Source organism: Streptomyces sp. NBC_00299, assembly GCF_036173045.1.
Classification (GTDB): Bacteria; Actinomycetota; Actinomycetes; order Streptomycetales; family Streptomycetaceae; genus Streptomyces; species Streptomyces machairae.
On the sequence record NZ_CP108039.1, the window covers coordinates 2020549 to 2036138 of the forward strand.

A 15590-nucleotide genomic window follows, 5' to 3' on the forward strand; every position below is an offset into this window, starting at 1 on the left:
GTAAGGGCCGTTACGGCCGTAGCACCGGCGGATGCCGCGCGGGCCCCGCGGGGTCCGCGCGGCCCGGCGGGGTGTCAGTGCGCGTGCGCCTCCAGCGCGGCCCGCACCCCGGATTCGAGGGCGCCCTCGATCCACGACGGCTTCACCGAGGTGTGGTCCCCGGCGAAGTACAGCGGCCCCTCGGCGGTGCGGATGGCCTCCAGCAACTCGGTGTGCTGGCCGGGCAGGAGGACGGACGCCTCGCCGTACGCGTACGGGTCGCGCAGCCAGCTCTGGGTGCGCCCGGCGCCGGTGTAGAAGACCTCGACGCGCTGGCCGTAGACCTGTTGCAGCCCCCGCAGCGCGTGCGGGTAGCGGGCGTCCTCGTCGAGGGAGTCCCAGCGCGAGGCGTCGTCGGCCCAGCTGTAGGAGGCGAGGACGACACCGCCCTTGCTTCCCTCGATGGGGTGCGACGGGTTGATCATGAAGCGGTTGGAGTTGTCGGAGACCGAGCCGCCGCCGATGATGTGCGCGGCCTCGGGCTGGTCGCGGGTGGCCCAGCGGTTGGCGGCGTAGTGGGCGCGCTGGGCGTCGCTGATGTGGCCGTCCGGGACGGAGGGGTGGGCGCCGAGGAGGCTGCCGTCGGCGGGGGCCTTGCCCTTGCGGTAGTCGTCGTAGAGGCCGGGCCGTACGGCGTCGAGCTCCCGCTTCCAGTCGGCCTCGGTGAACTCCCACCAGCGCAGGCCGAATTCGAGGAGCACCTTGGTCGCGCTGTCGTAGTGCAGCTCGGCGACCGCGCGCCGTTTCTTGTACGACATCACCGGGCTGACCTGCACCTGCCTGAGCCCCGAGAACGGCACGGTGACGATCGCGAGGTCGCCGGTGAACTCCTCTCGCACCACCTTGCCGTCGCGTCCCTCGGAGACGGTGTCGATCCAGACGTGCGGGCCCTTGGCATGGACGTGGGCGGTGTCGTCGGCGCCGGGCCGACCGGGGGCCCAGTACTCGATGTGCGTGGCGCGCCGGTCGAGGCGCACAACGTCGGCGACCTCCTTGAGAAGGGCGTCCGGAAGCGTCGCCGTGCCGCCGACCAGCTCCCAGAACGCGGTGTCCGGGCTGATCAGCGACTGACTGATGAAGCTGTGGATGAAGGAGAGCGGCAGCCGTGAGGTTAGGTTTTCCAGGGTGCCGATGAGATCGATGGTCCGCTCGTCGAAGCCCGCCTCCTCGGTCAGGAACCGGTACATCGACCAGTCGCCGTACTTCTGCACGACCCGCGCCCAGCCCTTGACCCGCTCGGGCATCGGCTTGTCGACGCGTTTGCCGTCCGGGCCGACGGTGCTGAACTCGTCGCGTACGGGGTCCAGGGCGCGGCGCAGGATGGTGCCGGAGGGCGTGTCCCAGTACGCGCGCGGGACGCCGAAGGAACGGTTGATCCTGCGGGGTGACTTCGCGTACTCGGAGCGGCGCACGCGGACTCCGTTGACGTGCAGCCAGGCGTTGTTGACGGGCTTGCCCTCGCCGTCGACGTCGACGAGGTGGAACCGGCGGCGCTTGACGCCGAGTTGGTCGATCAGGGTCATCACCAGTGGATGGCTGCCGGGGATGCGCATGGCGCCGGCCTCGGCGTACTGGGCCGGGTCGGCGAACGCCTGCGCCGCCTGCTCGTGGCCGCCGGTGCGGAAGGTCTTGATGCGGCCGCCGACGCGGTTGCCGTTGGCCTCGACGAGCGTGACCTGGTGCCCGGCCCGCTTGAGCAGCCAGGCGGCGACCAGGCCGGCCGGTCCGGCGCCGATGACGAGGATTCTCTTGCCCGTCTTCGTCTGCACGCGCGGCAGTCCGGAGTCGAGGATCTTCCGGTACCCCGGGACGAGCGGCTTGTCGTGTTCGTCGACGACCAGCAGGGCGCGTGCGACGGCCAGGCAGGTGTCCCAGTCCGCGGTGGATCGCGGTCGCCCGGGGGCCTGTTGGGGAACGGCGGGTGCGGCGGCGGCCGCGGTCGGGGTTAACGCGGCCAGGGCGGCCGTCGTGGTCGTTGCGGCCGTGAACTGCCTTCGGGAGAGGGAAGTTGAGCCGACAGGCGCGCGGTGATTGTCCATGTGCACTGGATACGGGGGCAATCGGCCGGCCGGTGGCGCATCGGTCGGTTCATCACCTGAACGGGCAAGCGCATCGTCGGCCGGCCGCGCCGAGTGTGCGTCCGCACGCTGGTTTGTGAAGCGTGGACGACGAAACCGTTGACGGGGACATGGCCCACTTCTATCTTCTGACCCAATCACGATCGGAATCACGAACTTCGTTCGAAATTACGGACAGGGACGGTCTCGTATGCCTCGAATGTCACGCACGCCTGCCAGGAAACGCCGCAGACCACTCATCCTGTGCGTGCTTGCCGCGTTGCTGGCCCTGGTGGCGACCACGCAACCGGCGTCCGCGGCGGACGGCCGCCCGTACACGAACCCGCTGAAGTCGTTCAAGGGCGCCGACCCCTGGCTCCAGTACCACGACGGCAACTACTACCTGATCACCACGACGTTCACCGGCATCCTCGGCATCCGCAAGTCGCCGACGCTCGCGGGTCTGGGCGGCGCGCCCAATGTGCAGGTGTGGTCGGACACCACGCCGACCCGCAACACCAACATCTGGGCACCGGAGATGCATCTCTTCAACGGCCACTGGTACGTGTACTACTCGGCCGGACAGGGCGGTGTGGCGTGCTGCGACTCGCAGCGCACGCACGTGCTGGAGAGCGCCGGCACCGACCCGATGGGCCCGTACACCTACAAGGGCTCGCTCACCGGCTCCAACCTCACGCCGGGCGGCTGGCTGATCGACGCGAGTGTTCTCCAGGCCGGCAACAAGCTCTACCTGGTCGGCAGCGGGTTCATCAACGGCAGTACGCAGAGCCTGGTCATCGCGCCGATGAGCAACCCGTACACTCCGGCCAGCAACGCCTTCACCGTCATCTCCAGCCCGACCCTGGACTGGGAGCGGTCCGGCGCGCCCGTCAACGAGGCTCCGGAACCGCTCTACCACAACGGCCGTACCTTCCTCACGTACTCGGCCAGCTACTGCAACACCGCCGACTACAAGCTCGGCCAACTGGAGCTGACCGGCTCGGATCCGCTGAACCCCGCCTCCTGGACCAAGAAGCAGACGCCGGTCTTCCAGCGCAATGACGCCGGCGGCGCCTACGGCCCCGGCCACAACGGCTTCTTCACCTCGCCGGACGGCACCGAGAACTGGATCGTGTACCACGCCAACTCCACGTCCGGCGGCGGCTGCGGCAACGGCCGCACCACCCGCGCCCAGGAGTTCACCTGGAACGCCGACGGCACCCCTGACTTCGGCACCCCCGTCGCCCTCGGCACCACGCTCCCCGGCCCGTCCGGCGAGACGGCCGCGACACCGACGTCGTACACCCTGGTCAACCGCAACAGCGGAAAGTGCCTGGACGTGAACGGCGGCAACACCGCCGACGGCACCAACATCTTCCAGTGGACGTGCACCGGCGGGAGCAACCAGAAGTGGAAGGTGGAGGACCTCGGCGACGACACCAGCCGGCTGGTCAACGTCGCCACCGGCAAGGTGATGGACGTCGCCGACTGCTCCGCCTCCGACGGCGCCGACATCCGGCAGTGGTCCTGGCTGAACAACAAGTGCCAGCGCTACCGGCTCGTGTTCACGGCGAGCGGTGACTACGTCCGGATCGTCAACGAGTCCACCGGCAAGGTCGCCGACGTGGCCGACTGCTCTGCCGCGAACGGCGCGGACGTACGGCAATGGACCTGGCTGAACAACACCTGCCAGCAGTGGCGCCTCGTCCCCACCACCTGATCACCCGTACCTCTGGAGAACTCCCTTGAGACGCATAGCCGTACGGCTGCTCATGGCCGTCCTCGTCACCCTGGCGGCCTGCCTCGCCGGACCCGCTCCGGCCGCCCGGGCGGCCGTGCCTGACTCCCCCGCCGTGACCTACACCAACCCGATCGCGGAGAAGCGGGCCGACCCGCACATCTTCAGACACACCGACGGCTACTACTACTTCACCGCGACCGTCCCCGAGTACGACCGCATCGTGCTGCGCCGGGCGACGACCATCCAGGGCCTGTCGACGGCCCAGGAGGTCACCATCTGGACCAAGCACAGCAGCGGTGTGATGGGCGCGCACATCTGGGCGCCGGAGATCCACTTCATCGACGGCAAGTGGTACGTCTACTTCGCCGCCGGCGCCACCAGCGACGTGTGGGCGATCCGCATGTACGTCCTCGAGGGCACCGGAACCAATCCGCTGACGGCCGCATGGACGGAGAAGGGGCAGATCAAGACCCAGTGGGAGAGCTTCTCCCTGGACGCCACCACCTTTGTCGTGGGCGGCGTGCGCTATCTGGCCTGGGCGCAGCGCGACCCGTCCGTGAACAACAACACGGACATCTATGTCGCGAGGATGGCCAACCCCTGGACCATCACCGGCACTCCGGTGATGCTGTCGCGGCCCACCTACTCCTGGGAGACCGTCGGCTACAAGGTCAACGAGGGCCCGGCGGTGATCCAGCACGGCGGCAAGGTCTTCATGTCGTACTCGGCGAGCGCCACCGACAGCAACTACTGCCTGGGGCTGCTGTCGGCGTCCGCGGGCGCCGACCTGCTCAACGCGGCGAACTGGAGCAAGAGTTCCACGCCGGTGTTCACCAGCAACGCCGCGACCGGCCAGTACGGTCCGGGCCACAACTCCTTCACCGTCTCCGAGGACGGCAGGAGCGGCATCCTCGTCTACCACGACCGCAGCTACAAGGACATCACGGGCGACCCTCTCAACGACCCCAACCGCCGCACCCGTGTGCAGAAGCTGTACTGGAAGGCCGACGGCACCCCCGACTTCGGCATCCCGGTGGCCGACGGTGTCACGCCGCAGCGTTTCTCGTCGTACAACTTCGCGGACCGGTTCGTCCGGCACTGGGAGTACCGCGCCCGCATCGAGGCCGGCGTCTCCCCGCTCGCGGACTCGCAGTTCCGCGTGGTCACCGGACTGACCGGCAGCGGCACGGTGTCGCTGGAGTCGGCCAACTTCCCCGGGTACTACCTGCGGCACAAGAACTTCGAGGTGTGGCTGGAGAAGAACGACGGCACGGCGAAGTTCGCGTCCGACGCCACTTTCCACAAGCGGGCCGGGCTGTCCGACGCGGCAGGGGTCTCGTACGAGTCCTACAACTACGCCGGGCGCTACGTACGGCACTACGACTACCTGCTGGTGGTCCAGGCGCCGAGCACGGCGACGGATCGGGCGGACGCCACGTTCTACGCCCAGTAGAACCGCCGGAACGCGCAGTTCAGAGCCTGCAAACACCCTCTATACATCGCGTGTATACTCGCCATGTATAGTCGCGACATGCCTTTTCCGATCATTCCGTTCAAGAAGATGAAAAAGTCGTGGGCTTGGTTGTCTGCCGCCGCCGTTCTGGTGGCGGCAGCTTCGTTGGTGGCGTTCACGCAGTACGTGCGCCTGGACACCACGTCTCCCAGCGCCGCCCGGGCCCGGGCCACGTCCGCCGCCCAGGCCCGCTTCGGCAGCGTCGACTGCCGCGAGGCCAAGTGCGTCGCGCTGACCTTCGACGCCGGGCCGAGCGAGCACTCCGCGCGACTGCTCGACATCCTCAAGGAGGAGAAGGTCCCGGCGACCTTCTTCCTGCTCGGCAAGCGGCACATCGAGAAGTACCCGGAGCTGGTCGAGCGGATGGCCGACGAGGGCCATGAGGTGGCCAACCACACCTGGGACCACGAGAGACTCACGGACCTTGACGCCGACGAGATACGGGAGGAGATAGAGCGCCCCAACAAGGAGATAGAGCGAATCACCGGGCGGCGCCCCACGCTGATGCGTCCGCCGCAGGGCCGTACGAACGACACGGTGCACGACGTCTGCCGCGAGCTGGGGATGTCGGAGGTCCTGTGGAGCGTGACGGCCAAGGACTACAAGACCAATGACTCCAAGCTCATAGAGCAGCGTGTCCTGGATCAGACCGACCGGGACGGGATCATCCTGCTGCACGACATCTACGACGGCACCGTGCCGGCGGTGCCCGGCATCATCGACGCCCTGAAGAAGCGGGGGTTCGTGTTCGTGACCGTCCCGCAGTTGCTCGCGCCGGGGAAGGCCGAGCCGGGGAAGGTGTACCGGTGAGCCGTCTCACCAGGTGAGGTGAAGGCGGTGCGGGCAGCGGCGGGGAGCGGTGGATCAGCGTGGGGAGAAGACGACCGACCACCCCTCCTGCCCTGCCTGATCGGCGGTGTACGAAACCCCGTCCACCTTCAGCCGCTCGGCATCGAGGAGGCTGATCTCGCCGCCGTGGTTGCCGAGTTGGGCGCCACCGCTCAGGGGGACGGTGAGGCAGGCGCCGGCCGCGAGCGGTCCCGGCGGCACGGCGGACAGCCGGCCCAGCCGGTCCTGGAGGTGCCAGCCGGTCAGGTCGACCGGGGCGGGCGAGGCGTTGAGGAGGGTCACCGTCTCGGCCTCGGGGGCGGGGCCGTGCGGGTTGACGAGGGCGGCGACGACACGGACGGGACGGGTGCCGGGCACGGGGCGCGAACCGTCGACGTCCTCGATGGCGTGGCCGGTCACGTCGTCCGTCTTCCAGGACTGGCTCTGGAAGGCGAGGAAGATCCCCACCCAACGGGACTGCGCCGGGAAGTGGATGAGCAGCCCGCCGTCCTGCCAGACCCCGTCGTCGTCGCGGAAGCGGCGGCTGTTGCCCTGGTTCATATGGATGTCGTGGACGCCGTTGCCGGGCAGGAAGCCGAAGACCTTGTCCCTGACCTTGGCCTCGGGCCCCCACCGCTCGCCGAACAGATACACGCGGGCCGCCTCGTCGGCGACCGCGCGGCGGACGGAGTGGTCGAGGAGGTCGGCGAGGTCGTTGTCGGGGCCTTCGAGGTCCGGGGGCAGTTTCCGCATCAGGGACGGGTCGAAGAGGTTGCCGCGCACGAAGTCGAGGTTCGGACCGCCGGGCCCGGGCGGCAGGGTGGTCCAGCCGCTCTCCAGCCCCTCCAGGCGGGCCGTGATCGGGTGCCGGAAGTCCTCGCCGACGAAGTAGAGCAGTTCGGAGGGCTGCTGCTGGGACAGGACGTTGACGGCGGCGCGGTACTGCGTGCCGTGGTCGTCGGTGAGGTGGATCTGGTAGTGCGGTGTGTCGTCGGCGCCCTCGCGCCGGGCGTCGACCGCTCGTCCGATCAGTACGCCGTAGGTCTTCAGTGGCATGACGACCAACTCCTCCGGGAGGCGCACGGATTGTCCGCCCTTGGGGGAAGAGTAGGGCGCGGGACGCGGGCCGAAGGCGAGTTCAGCCCGCGTACGCCCGCCCGCCGACGTCCGGCTGGACCGACGGCACGACCCGTATACGACTGCGCGGATGACCAGCCCTGATTCCCTAAGATCGTTCCGTGGCGAACTTTCTCCTCGAACGCACGGTTCCACTCCCCCTCGACGAGGCGTGGCGCCGCCTGACGGAGTGGCCCCGCCATGCCGCGGCCGTCCCGCTGACCCGCATCCGGGTCACCCCACCCGAACCGACCCGTACGGGCACACTCGTCATCGCCCGCTCCGGAGTCGGCCCGCTCTCCTTCGACGACCCGATGGAGGTCACTGTGTGGCAGCCCCCTGGGGACGATGCGCCGGGCCTCTGCCGCCTGGAGAAGCGGGGCAGGGTGGTCACGGGCTGGGCCGAGATCGAGGTGCGGCCCGGGCCGGGAGGGCGGACGCGGGTGGTGTGGCGGGAGGAGGTGCGGGTGCGCTTCCTGCCGGGGGTCGCCGACGGCGTGCTGGAGCGGGCGGCGCGGTATGTGTTCGGGCGGGCCGCGAACCGGCTTCTGCGCACGGCCTGACGCCGGCCGGTGTCGGTGCCCTCTCGTAGTACTCCCAGCCGCTGGCACCGGCCTGCCGAACCGGCTGCGCCCCGGCTTCTGGGACAACGACGGCCGCTGCTGCGGCACCGCGGGCGTCCTCGCCCTCGCCGTCGACCGGATCGCCGAGCAGGACGACTCCCCCGAGTTCGCCCTGCTCCTAGTCACCGACCTCGCCGCTCACGCCACCCGCTGGTCCAACGTCGAGCACCGGGCCACCCCGAGCGAGCTCGAACCGCAGCCGGGGTATGCGCGTGTCGCGTGCCGTCAATAGACGGACAGGCCGTAAGCGCTCAGCACTTCCTGGATCGGCTGGTAGTAGGAGGTCCCTCCCGTGGCGCAGTTGCCGGAGCCGCCGGAGAGGATGCCGATGACCTTGTCGCCGGCGTAGAGCGGACCTCCGCTGTCGCCGGGTTCGGCACAGATGTTGGTCTGGATCAGCCCGTTGACGATGTCACCGCCGCCGTAGTTCACGGACATGTTCAGGGCGGTGACCACGCCGCATCGGACTCCGGTCGTCGCGCCCCGGGTGCAGACTCGTTGACCGGCGTAGGCGGACGCGGTCCCGGTCACGTCGACGGTTCCGATGGTGCCGGGGTGCGGCACGGCCGGGGTGGCGTAACGGACGACTCCGAAGTCGTTGCCGGGGAAGCTGCTGCCGGTGGTGGGGCCGACGGCCGTGTCCAGGGCGGCACCGGTGTACCAGGTGGGCAGGTCCGCGGTGCAGTGTCCGGCGGTGACGAAGTAGTACGTGGACCCGCTCTGCACATTGACGCCCGCCGTGCAGCGCCGGCCGGCGGCGTGGATGCCGTCGCCGCCGGACAGGAGTGTACGCAGCCGGCCGTCGAGCCGTTCGACGGTGACAGCACCGGCGAACCGGTCGACGGTGTGGCGGAGTCGGGCGAGCTCGGTGTCCGTGACCGTGGAGTCGGCGAGGACACGCACCTTCCCGCTCCGCTCGTCCACGGTCCACGCCGTTCCGTCGATCCCCAATGACGTGACGGCGGAGGCCGGGCCCGGCACCGAGGACGGCGTGGGCGGCTTGGCGGCGGTCGCTGCGGTCGCACTGGGGCCGGACACCGTGAGGGCGGCCACTCCGAGCAAACTCAGCGCGTAGCCGATCAGTTGTGAGCGTCTGTTGGTTGTACGGCGTGGTGTTGTCCGGCGTGCTGTTGTACGGCGTGCTGTTGTACGGCGTGCTGTCATCCCGATTCTCCCCGAGGACGGTCGGCCGGTTTCGGGCACGCCCGACCGGTGACCGGGCGTGCCGGGTTGCATGCCGTGGTGCTGGTGCCGTGCGGGATTCGAAGGGCATTGTGCCCGGACGCGCGGGGCGGGGGTAGGGCGTGTTCAGCCGTGGGAGCCGTTCCGCTCAGCGACGGCGGCCCCGCGCCGCCCAGCCGCTGCCGATCCCCGCGACGTGCAGGGCGAGACACGTGAGCCCGATCAGCATGACGTTGGTGGATGTGAAGACGTCGTTGGTGGATATGTCTGCCGCGTTGATGAGAAAGGCGATGAAGAACAGGACCGCCGCGATGATGCCCAGCACGATGTGCCTCCTTGGCGAAGGGGAATCGACCGATGGTGCCGTTTCTCGCGTATGCCCCCGGCCGGCCGCATCACGCACTGCGGCCTTGGGCACTGCCCGGCCGGACCCATCGCGCGCATCGTGCAGAGACGGCGAAAGGGGGTACGCGGCCCAAAGGAACGACGAGCGGAGGATCGCGATGTTCGAGCCCGGTGACATCCGAGAGTGGCGCGGTCACGATGTGGTCGACGACAGCGCACGCAAGATCGGCAAACTGGAGTCGATCTATGTGGACACCGCTACCGACGCGCCGTCCTTCGCGACCGTCACGGTCGGCATGCCGACTCGGCACCGCCTGGTGTTCGTTCCTCTCGGCGGAGCGACGGTCGGCCCCGGATACCTGAAGGTCGCCTACGCAAAACACCAGGTCAAGGATGCGCCGTCCATCGACGTCGACGGGGTCCTGCCGGCCGGGGACGAGGAAGCGGTCTTTGCGCACTACGAGCTGGAGTACCGGCCGGGCGCGGAGGGCGAGCGCCGGCTGGCGCGGCGCTGACGAGCCACGACGATCCGGGAGGCGGCCATGGCTCTGTTCCTGTTCCTGCTTCTTGTGGCGGTGGTACTCGGCTTCATCGGAGTACTCGCCGAAGGGTTGCTCTACCTGCTGATCATCGGGGTGCTCGTGGCGGTCGTCGCCATCCTGTACCTGGGGATGAAGATCCGGCGAAGCGGCAGGCGCCAGGTTCGATAGGCCACGCGGTCCACGGGCGGCCGAGTGATGTGGTGGCTCGCAGGCCAGGCCCCGGTGGCCCTCACGCCACCGAACCGATCCGCCCCGTCGGCGACGATGTCGCGTCGTGATGGATCGGTGTGTGGGCGCCCGTCAGTGAGACCCCGCTGCCGCCCCGCCGGTTGGCGACGATCTCCGAGGCGATCGACAGGGCCGTCTCCTCCGGCGTACGGGCGCCGAGGTCCAGTCCGATGGGGGACCTGAGCCGCGCCAGCTCCAGTTCACTCACGCCGACCTCCCTGAGCCGCTCGTTACGGTCCAGGTGGGTGCGGCGGGAGCCCATGGCGCCGACGTACGCGACCGGCAGGCGCAGGGCGAGCCGGAGCAGGGGTACGTCGAACTTGGCGTCGTGGGTGAGGACGCACAGGACCGTCCGGGCGTCGACCGACGTCCGCTCCAGGTACTTGTGCGGCCACTCGACGACGATCTCGTCGGCGTCCGGGAAACGGGCCTTCGTCGCGAAGACCGGGCGGGCGTCGCACACGGTCACGCGGTAGTTCAGGAACTTTCCTATGCGCACGAGCGCCGACGCGAAGTCGATGGCACCGAAGACGATCATCCGGGGCGCCGGGACCGAGGATTCGACCAGCACCGTGAGCGGGGCGCCGCAGCGCGAGCCCTGTTCGCCGATCTCCAGGGTGCCGGTGCGGCCCGCGTCGAGGAACGCGCCCGCCTCCGCCGCGACCGTACGGTCCAGCTCGGGGTGGGCGCCGAAGCCGCCGTCGTACGAGCCGTCGGGGCCGACGAGAAGCGCACGGCCCTTCAGCTCGTCCGGCCCGGACACGATCCGTGCCACCGCCGCCGCCTCCCCGCTCGCGGCCGCCCGCAGCGCGGACGCGAGCACGGGGCGGGCCGGGTCCCCGGCGCGTACCGGCGTGACCAGGATGTCGATGATGCCGCCGCAGGTCAGGCCGACCGCGAAGGCATCCTCGTCGCTGTAGCCGAAGCGCTCCAGGACCGTCTCGCCGTCCTCGAGTGCCTGCTGGCACAGCTCGTACACCGCGCCCTCCACACAACCGCCGGAGACCGAGCCGATCGCCGTGCCGTCGGCGTCCACCGCGAGCGCGGCGCCGGGCTGGCGGGGCGCGCTGCCGCCGACCGCCACCACGGTGGCCACGGCGAAGTCACGTCCCTGCTCGACCCACCGGTGCAGCTCTTCGGCGATGTCCAGCATCTGTCGGTCTCCTTAACAGCGGTTGTGCGGAGGGCGGTTCACATGGTTCACACTGACCGGCGCGCCGGTTAGTGCACGCCCATCCAGCTCTCAATGGGATTGAGGGCGAAAAAGACGATGAAGATGCCTGTCAGGGCCCACATGAACGCCCCGATCTCCCGCGCCTTGCCCTGAGCGATCTTGATGGCGACGTACGAGATGACGCCTGCCGCGACACCGGCCGTGATCGAGTAGGTGAACGGCATGATCACGACGGTGAGGAACACCGGGATCGCGGTGGCCCGGTCGGACCAGTCCACGTGACGTGCGTTCATCATCATCATGGCGCCGATGACCACCAGGGCCGCCGCCGCGACCTCGCCCGGCACGATCGCCGTGAGCGGGGTGAAGAACAGGCAGGCTGCGAAGAACAGGCCGGTGACGACCGAGGACAGACCCGTACGGGCACCCTCGCCGACGCCGGTCGCCGACTCGACGAACACGGTCTGGCCCGACGCCCCCGAGACGCCGCCGATCGCACCGCCGGCGCCGTCGATGAACAGTGCCTTGGACAGGCCCGGCATCCGGCCCTTGTCGTCGGCGAGCTTGGCCTCGGTGCCGACGCCGATGATCGTCGCCATCGCGTCGAAGAACCCGGCGAGCACGAGCGTGAACACGATCATGCCGACGGTCATCGCGCCGACCTCGCCCCAGCCGCCGAACTCGACGTTGCCGAAGATGGAGAAGTCCGGCATGGACACCGCGGTGCCGTGCAGTTCGGGGGCGCCGCTGGCCCACTGCTTGGGGTTGATGACGTCGAAGGCGTTGAGAATGACGGCGAGCACGGTGCCGCCGACGATGCCGATCAGGATGGCGCCGGGGATGCCGCGCGCCTGGAGCATGAAGATGGCGAGCAGCGTGACCGCGAAGAGCAGCACGGGCCAGCCGGCCAGTTCGCCGGCGGGGCCGAGGGTGACCGGGGTCGCCTCGCCCTGGTGCACGAAGCCGGCCTTGTAGAAGCCGATCAGGGCGACGAACAGTCCGATGCCCATGGTGATCGCGTGCTTCAACGCGAGCGGAATCGCGTTCATGATCATCTCGCGCAGGCCGGTGACGACCAGCAGCATGATGACCACGCCGTACATCACACACATGCCCATGGCCTGCGGCCAGGTCATCTGCGGGGCGACCTGCGAGGCGAGCACTCCGGAGACGGAGAGGCCGGCGGCGAGGGCGAGCGGCACCTTGCCGAAGAAGCCCATCAGCAGCGTGGTGAAGGCGGCCGCGAACGCGGTCGCGGTGATCAGCGCCTTCTGGGCGAGCATGTCACCCGCCGCGTCCTTGCCGGACAGGATCAGCGGGTTGAGCAGGAGGATGTACGCCATCGCCATGAAGGTCGTGACGCCGCCGCGCACCTCGCGCGCGACCGTGGATCCCCGGTGGGATATGTGGAAGTACCGGTCGAGCCAGGACCGTCCAGCCGGGACGCGGGTGCCTTCTCCCGCGTCGTCGGCTGTGGTCGCCGGCTCCAGTGACTGCTGGGTCATGTGGGCCTACTCCCAAGGTTCAAAGGGGCACCCGCCTCGACCGCCCTGACGGTCGACCAACCACGCATGTGGCTGCGGGATTTGGGAAGGTGCTTCGGCCGCACGACCCGGGGGACGGCCCGAGACGAACGAACTGGATCTGGCTGTGGTGCTGGTACTTGCTGTGGTGCTGGTACTGCTGGGGTGTCAAGTTCCGCGAGCGGTGCGGTACTTGGTTCCTCCGGGCGGCGCGGCGAAGTGTGACGTTCCCGGCGCCGCCCGGAGAGCCTTGCTGGATTCCTTGCGGATTCCTCGCTGATGTCCTTACGCCGGGCCGGTACCGGTGAGGTGTTCCGGCCGTACCGGCGTGCGGTTCAGCTCCAGCCCGGTCGCGTTCCGGATCGCCGCGAGGACGGCCGGGGTGGACGACAGGGTGGGGGCCTCGCCGATGCCCCGCAGCCCGTACGGGGCGTGGTCGTCGGCGAGTTCGAGCACGTCGACCGGGATGGTCGGCGTGTCGAGGATCGTGGGGATGAGGTAGTCCGTGAAGGAGGGGTTCCTGACCTTCGCCGTCTTGGGGTCGACGATGATCTCCTCCATGACCGCCACGCCGAGACCCTGGGTCGTACCGCCCTGGATCTGGCCGATGACGGACAGCGGGTTGAGCGCCTTGCCGACGTCCTGGGCACAGGCCAGCTCGATGACCTTCACCAGGCCGAGCTCGGTGTCCACCTCGACGACCGCGCGGTGCGCGGCGAAGGAGTACTGGACGTGGCCGTTGCCCTGGCCGGTGCGCAGGTCGAAGGCCTCGGTCGGACGGTGCCGCCACTCGGCCTCGACCTCGACGGCCTCGCCCTCCAGGACGTCCACCAGGTCGCCGAGGACCTCACCGCCGTCGGTGACGACCTTGCCGCCCTCGAGCAGCAGCTCGGCGGTGGCCCAGGCGGGGTGGTAGGAGCCGAACTTGCGGCGCCCGATCTCCAGGACCTTCTCCCGGACCAGCTCGCAGGAGTTCTTGACGGCTCCGCCGGTGACGTACGTCTGCCGGGAGGCCGAGGTCGAACCCGCGGAGCCCACCTGCGTGTCCGCCGGGTGGATCGTCACCTGGGTGACGCCCAGCTCGGTGCGGGCGATCTGCGCGTGGACGGTGACACCGCCCTGGCCGACCTCCGCCATGGCCGTGTGCACGGTGGCCACCGGCTCGCCGCCGACGACCTCCATGCGCACCTTGGCGGTGGAGTAGTCGTCGAAGCCCTCGGAGAAGCCGACGTTCTTGATGCCGACCGCGTAGCCGACACCGCGTACGACGCCTTCACCGTGCGTGGTGTTGGACAGACCGCCCGGCAGCTGCCGTACGTCCGCGCCCTCGCTGGACTCCCACTGGCGCTCCGGCGGCATGGGCATCGCCTTGACGCGGCGCAGGAGTTCGGCGACCGGCGCCGGGGAGTCGACCGGCTGCCCGGTCGGCATGATGGTCCCCTGCTCCATGGCGTTGAGCTGCCGGAACTTGATCGGGTCCATGCCCAGCTGCTTGGCCACCTTGTCCATCTGCGCCTCGTACGCGAAGCACGCCTGGACCGCGCCGAAGCCGCGCATGGCGCCGCAGGGCGGGTTGTTGGTGTAGAGGGCGATGGCCTCGATGTCGACGTCCTCGACCACGTACGGGCCGATCGCCAGCGACGAGGCGTTGCCGACGACCGCCGGCGAGGCGGAGGCGTACGCGCCGCCGTCCAGCACGATCCGGCACTTGACGTGGGTGAGCCTGCCGTCCTTGGTGGCGCCGTGCTCGTAGTAGAGCTTGGCGGGGTGGCGGTGGACGTGCCCGAAGAAGGACTCGAAGCGGTTGTAGACGATCTTGACCGGCTTGCCGGTGCGCATCGCCAGGAGGCACGCGTGGATCTGCATCGACAGGTCCTCGCGGCCACCGAAGGCGCCGCCGACGCCGGACAGCGTCATCCGGACCTTGCGCTCGGGCAGGCCGAGGACCGGGGCGATCTGCTTCAGGTCGCTGTGCAGCCACTGGGTGGCGATGTAGAGGTGGACGCCGCCGTCCTCGTCCGGCACGGCGAGGCCGGACTCCGGGCCGAGGAAGGCCTGGTCCTGCATACCGAAGGTGTACTCGCCCTTGACGACGACGTCCGCCTGCTCGGCGGCCGCCGCCGCGTCACCGCGGAAGATCGGCTGGCGGTGCACGATGTTCGGGTGCGGGACGTGACCGATGTGGTGGTCGTCGCGGCCCTCGTGGATGAGGATCGCGTCCGGGGCGGTCGCGGAGGCCTCGTCGGTGATGACGGGCAGCTCGCGGTAGTCGACCTTGATCTTGGCGGCGGCGCGGCGGGCCGTCTCCGGGTGGTCGGCGGCGACGATCGCGACCGGCTCGCCGTGGTGGCGTACCTTGCCGTGCGCGAGGACCGGGGTGTCCTGGATCTCCAGGCCGTAGTTCTTCACCTCGGTCGGCAGGTCGTCGTAGGTCATGACGGCGTAGACGCCCGCCATGGCCAGCGCCTCGCTGGTGTCGATGGACACGATCTCGGCGTGCGCGACGGTCGAGCGGAGGATCTGCCCCCAGAGCATGTCCTCGTGCCACATGTCGGACGAGTACGCGAACTCGCCGGTGACCTTGAGGGTGCCGTCGGGGCGCAGCGTCGACTCACCGATGCCGCCCTTGGTCTGCGAACCCTGGGTGATCTTGGTGGGAGCGCCGTTTGTGGGCATGTG

General features: G+C 69.4%; 14 protein-coding genes. 7 read left to right on the forward strand and 7 right to left on the reverse strand.

Annotated features, from left to right (window positions below; translation table 11 throughout):
- Positions 1–74: 74 nt before the first annotated feature.
- Positions 75–2078, reverse strand: a complete 2004-nt coding sequence (locus OHT51_RS08790; protein WP_328878348.1) for a flavin monoamine oxidase family protein — start codon at positions 2076–2078, stop codon at positions 75–77.
- Positions 2079–2316: 238 nt separating this feature from the next.
- On the opposite strand from OHT51_RS08790, the gene OHT51_RS08795 reads away from it, so the two are divergent.
- The 3 genes from OHT51_RS08795 to OHT51_RS08805 all read left to right on the forward strand — a co-directional run bounded on the left by OHT51_RS08795 (position 2317) and on the right by OHT51_RS08805 (position 6160).
- Positions 2317–3816 (forward strand): family 43 glycosylhydrolase, encoded by a 1500-nt coding sequence (locus OHT51_RS08795; RefSeq protein WP_328878349.1) that lies wholly within the window; start codon positions 2317–2319, stop codon positions 3814–3816.
- A gap of 52 nt (positions 3817–3868) precedes the next feature.
- Entirely contained in the window at positions 3869–5290 is a 1422-nt protein-coding gene (locus tag OHT51_RS08800) for a family 43 glycosylhydrolase (protein ID WP_328884276.1), read from the forward strand.
- Positions 5291–5368: 78 nt separating this feature from the next.
- Positions 5369–6160, forward strand: coding sequence for a polysaccharide deacetylase family protein (locus tag OHT51_RS08805; RefSeq protein ID WP_443052438.1), 792 nt, complete (start codon positions 5369–5371; stop codon positions 6158–6160).
- A 54-nt stretch (positions 6161–6214) separates the two neighbouring features.
- Here the strand turns inward: OHT51_RS08805 and OHT51_RS08810 are convergent, their stop codons facing one another.
- Positions 6215–7234, reverse strand: coding sequence for a DUF2278 family protein (locus OHT51_RS08810; RefSeq protein ID WP_328878350.1), 1020 nt, complete (start codon positions 7232–7234; stop codon positions 6215–6217).
- Between the two features lie 182 nt (positions 7235–7416).
- Here OHT51_RS08810 and OHT51_RS08815 point away from each other — a divergent pair, with 182 nt between their 5' ends.
- Both OHT51_RS08815 and OHT51_RS08820 read left to right on the forward strand, forming a co-directional pair.
- The gene (locus OHT51_RS08815; protein ID WP_328878351.1) at positions 7417–7857 is read left to right on the forward strand and encodes an SRPBCC family protein; all 441 of its coding nucleotides are present in this window, start codon (positions 7417–7419) and stop codon (positions 7855–7857) included.
- A complete protein-coding gene (locus tag OHT51_RS08820) occupies positions 7814–8149 on the forward strand; it encodes a hypothetical protein (protein WP_443052439.1) in 336 nt (111 codons plus the stop codon). The genes OHT51_RS08815 and OHT51_RS08820 overlap by 44 nt, the downstream gene beginning before the upstream one ends.
- Here the strand turns inward: OHT51_RS08820 and OHT51_RS08825 are convergent.
- On the reverse strand, positions 8143–9081 hold the full coding sequence (locus OHT51_RS08825) for a S1 family peptidase (protein ID WP_443052440.1): 939 nt from the start codon (positions 9079–9081) through the stop codon (positions 8143–8145). The two genes, OHT51_RS08820 and OHT51_RS08825, sit on opposite strands and share 7 nt — an antisense overlap.
- A gap of 166 nt (positions 9082–9247) precedes the next feature.
- The gene (locus OHT51_RS08830) at positions 9248–9424 is read right to left on the reverse strand and encodes a hypothetical protein (protein ID WP_328878353.1); all 177 of its coding nucleotides are present in this window, start codon (positions 9422–9424) and stop codon (positions 9248–9250) included.
- Positions 9425–9602: 178 nt separating this feature from the next.
- Here OHT51_RS08830 and OHT51_RS08835 point away from each other — a divergent pair, with 178 nt between their 5' ends.
- Positions 9603–9959: a PRC-barrel domain-containing protein gene (locus OHT51_RS08835; RefSeq protein ID WP_328878354.1), complete on the forward strand. Its 357-nt coding sequence runs from the start codon at positions 9603–9605 to the stop codon at positions 9957–9959.
- Positions 9960–9986: 27 nt separating this feature from the next.
- The gene (locus tag OHT51_RS08840; protein WP_328878355.1) at positions 9987–10154 is read left to right on the forward strand and encodes a hypothetical protein; all 168 of its coding nucleotides are present in this window, start codon (positions 9987–9989) and stop codon (positions 10152–10154) included.
- A gap of 61 nt (positions 10155–10215) precedes the next feature.
- Here OHT51_RS08840 and OHT51_RS08845 read toward each other — a convergent pair whose 3' ends face one another.
- The 3 genes from OHT51_RS08845 to OHT51_RS08855 all read right to left on the reverse strand — a co-directional run bounded on the left by OHT51_RS08845 (position 10216) and on the right by OHT51_RS08855 (position 15587).
- Positions 10216–11367, reverse strand: coding sequence for an XdhC/CoxI family protein (locus OHT51_RS08845; RefSeq protein ID WP_328878356.1), 1152 nt, complete (start codon positions 11365–11367; stop codon positions 10216–10218).
- A 68-nt stretch (positions 11368–11435) separates the two neighbouring features.
- Positions 11436–12893, reverse strand: a complete 1458-nt coding sequence (locus tag OHT51_RS08850; protein ID WP_328878357.1) for an NCS2 family permease — start codon at positions 12891–12893, stop codon at positions 11436–11438.
- 303 nt (positions 12894–13196) lie between these two features.
- On the reverse strand, positions 13197–15587 hold the full coding sequence (locus OHT51_RS08855; protein ID WP_328878358.1) for a xanthine dehydrogenase family protein molybdopterin-binding subunit: 2391 nt from the start codon (positions 15585–15587) through the stop codon (positions 13197–13199).
- Positions 15588–15590: the final 3 nt, after the last annotated feature.

Coding starts and splice junctions, on each gene's coding strand:
- OHT51_RS08795 (WP_328878349.1), top strand. CDS start 2,317: ATGTCACGCACGCCTGCCAGGAAACGCCGCAGACCACTCATCCTGTGC.
- OHT51_RS08840 (WP_328878355.1), top strand. CDS start 9,987: ATGGCTCTGTTCCTGTTCCTGCTTCTTGTGGCGGTGGTACTCGGCTTC.
- OHT51_RS08790 (WP_328878348.1), bottom strand. CDS start 2,078: ATGGACAATCACCGCGCGCCTGTCGGCTCAACTTCCCTCTCCCGAAGG.
- OHT51_RS08835 (WP_328878354.1), top strand. CDS start 9,603: ATGTTCGAGCCCGGTGACATCCGAGAGTGGCGCGGTCACGATGTGGTC.
- OHT51_RS08845 (WP_328878356.1), bottom strand. CDS start 11,367: ATGCTGGACATCGCCGAAGAGCTGCACCGGTGGGTCGAGCAGGGACGT.
- OHT51_RS08850 (WP_328878357.1), bottom strand. CDS start 12,893: ATGACCCAGCAGTCACTGGAGCCGGCGACCACAGCCGACGACGCGGGA.
- OHT51_RS08810 (WP_328878350.1), bottom strand. CDS start 7,234: ATGCCACTGAAGACCTACGGCGTACTGATCGGACGAGCGGTCGACGCC.
- OHT51_RS08820 (WP_443052439.1), top strand. CDS start 7,814: ATGTGTTCGGGCGGGCCGCGAACCGGCTTCTGCGCACGGCCTGACGCC.
- OHT51_RS08805 (WP_443052438.1), top strand. CDS start 5,369: ATGCCTTTTCCGATCATTCCGTTCAAGAAGATGAAAAAGTCGTGGGCT.
- OHT51_RS08855 (WP_328878358.1), bottom strand. CDS start 15,587: ATGCCCACAAACGGCGCTCCCACCAAGATCACCCAGGGTTCGCAGACC.
- OHT51_RS08825 (WP_443052440.1), bottom strand. CDS start 9,081: ATGACAGCACGCCGTACAACAGCACGCCGTACAACAGCACGCCGGACA.
- OHT51_RS08800 (WP_328884276.1), top strand. CDS start 3,869: ATGGCCGTCCTCGTCACCCTGGCGGCCTGCCTCGCCGGACCCGCTCCG.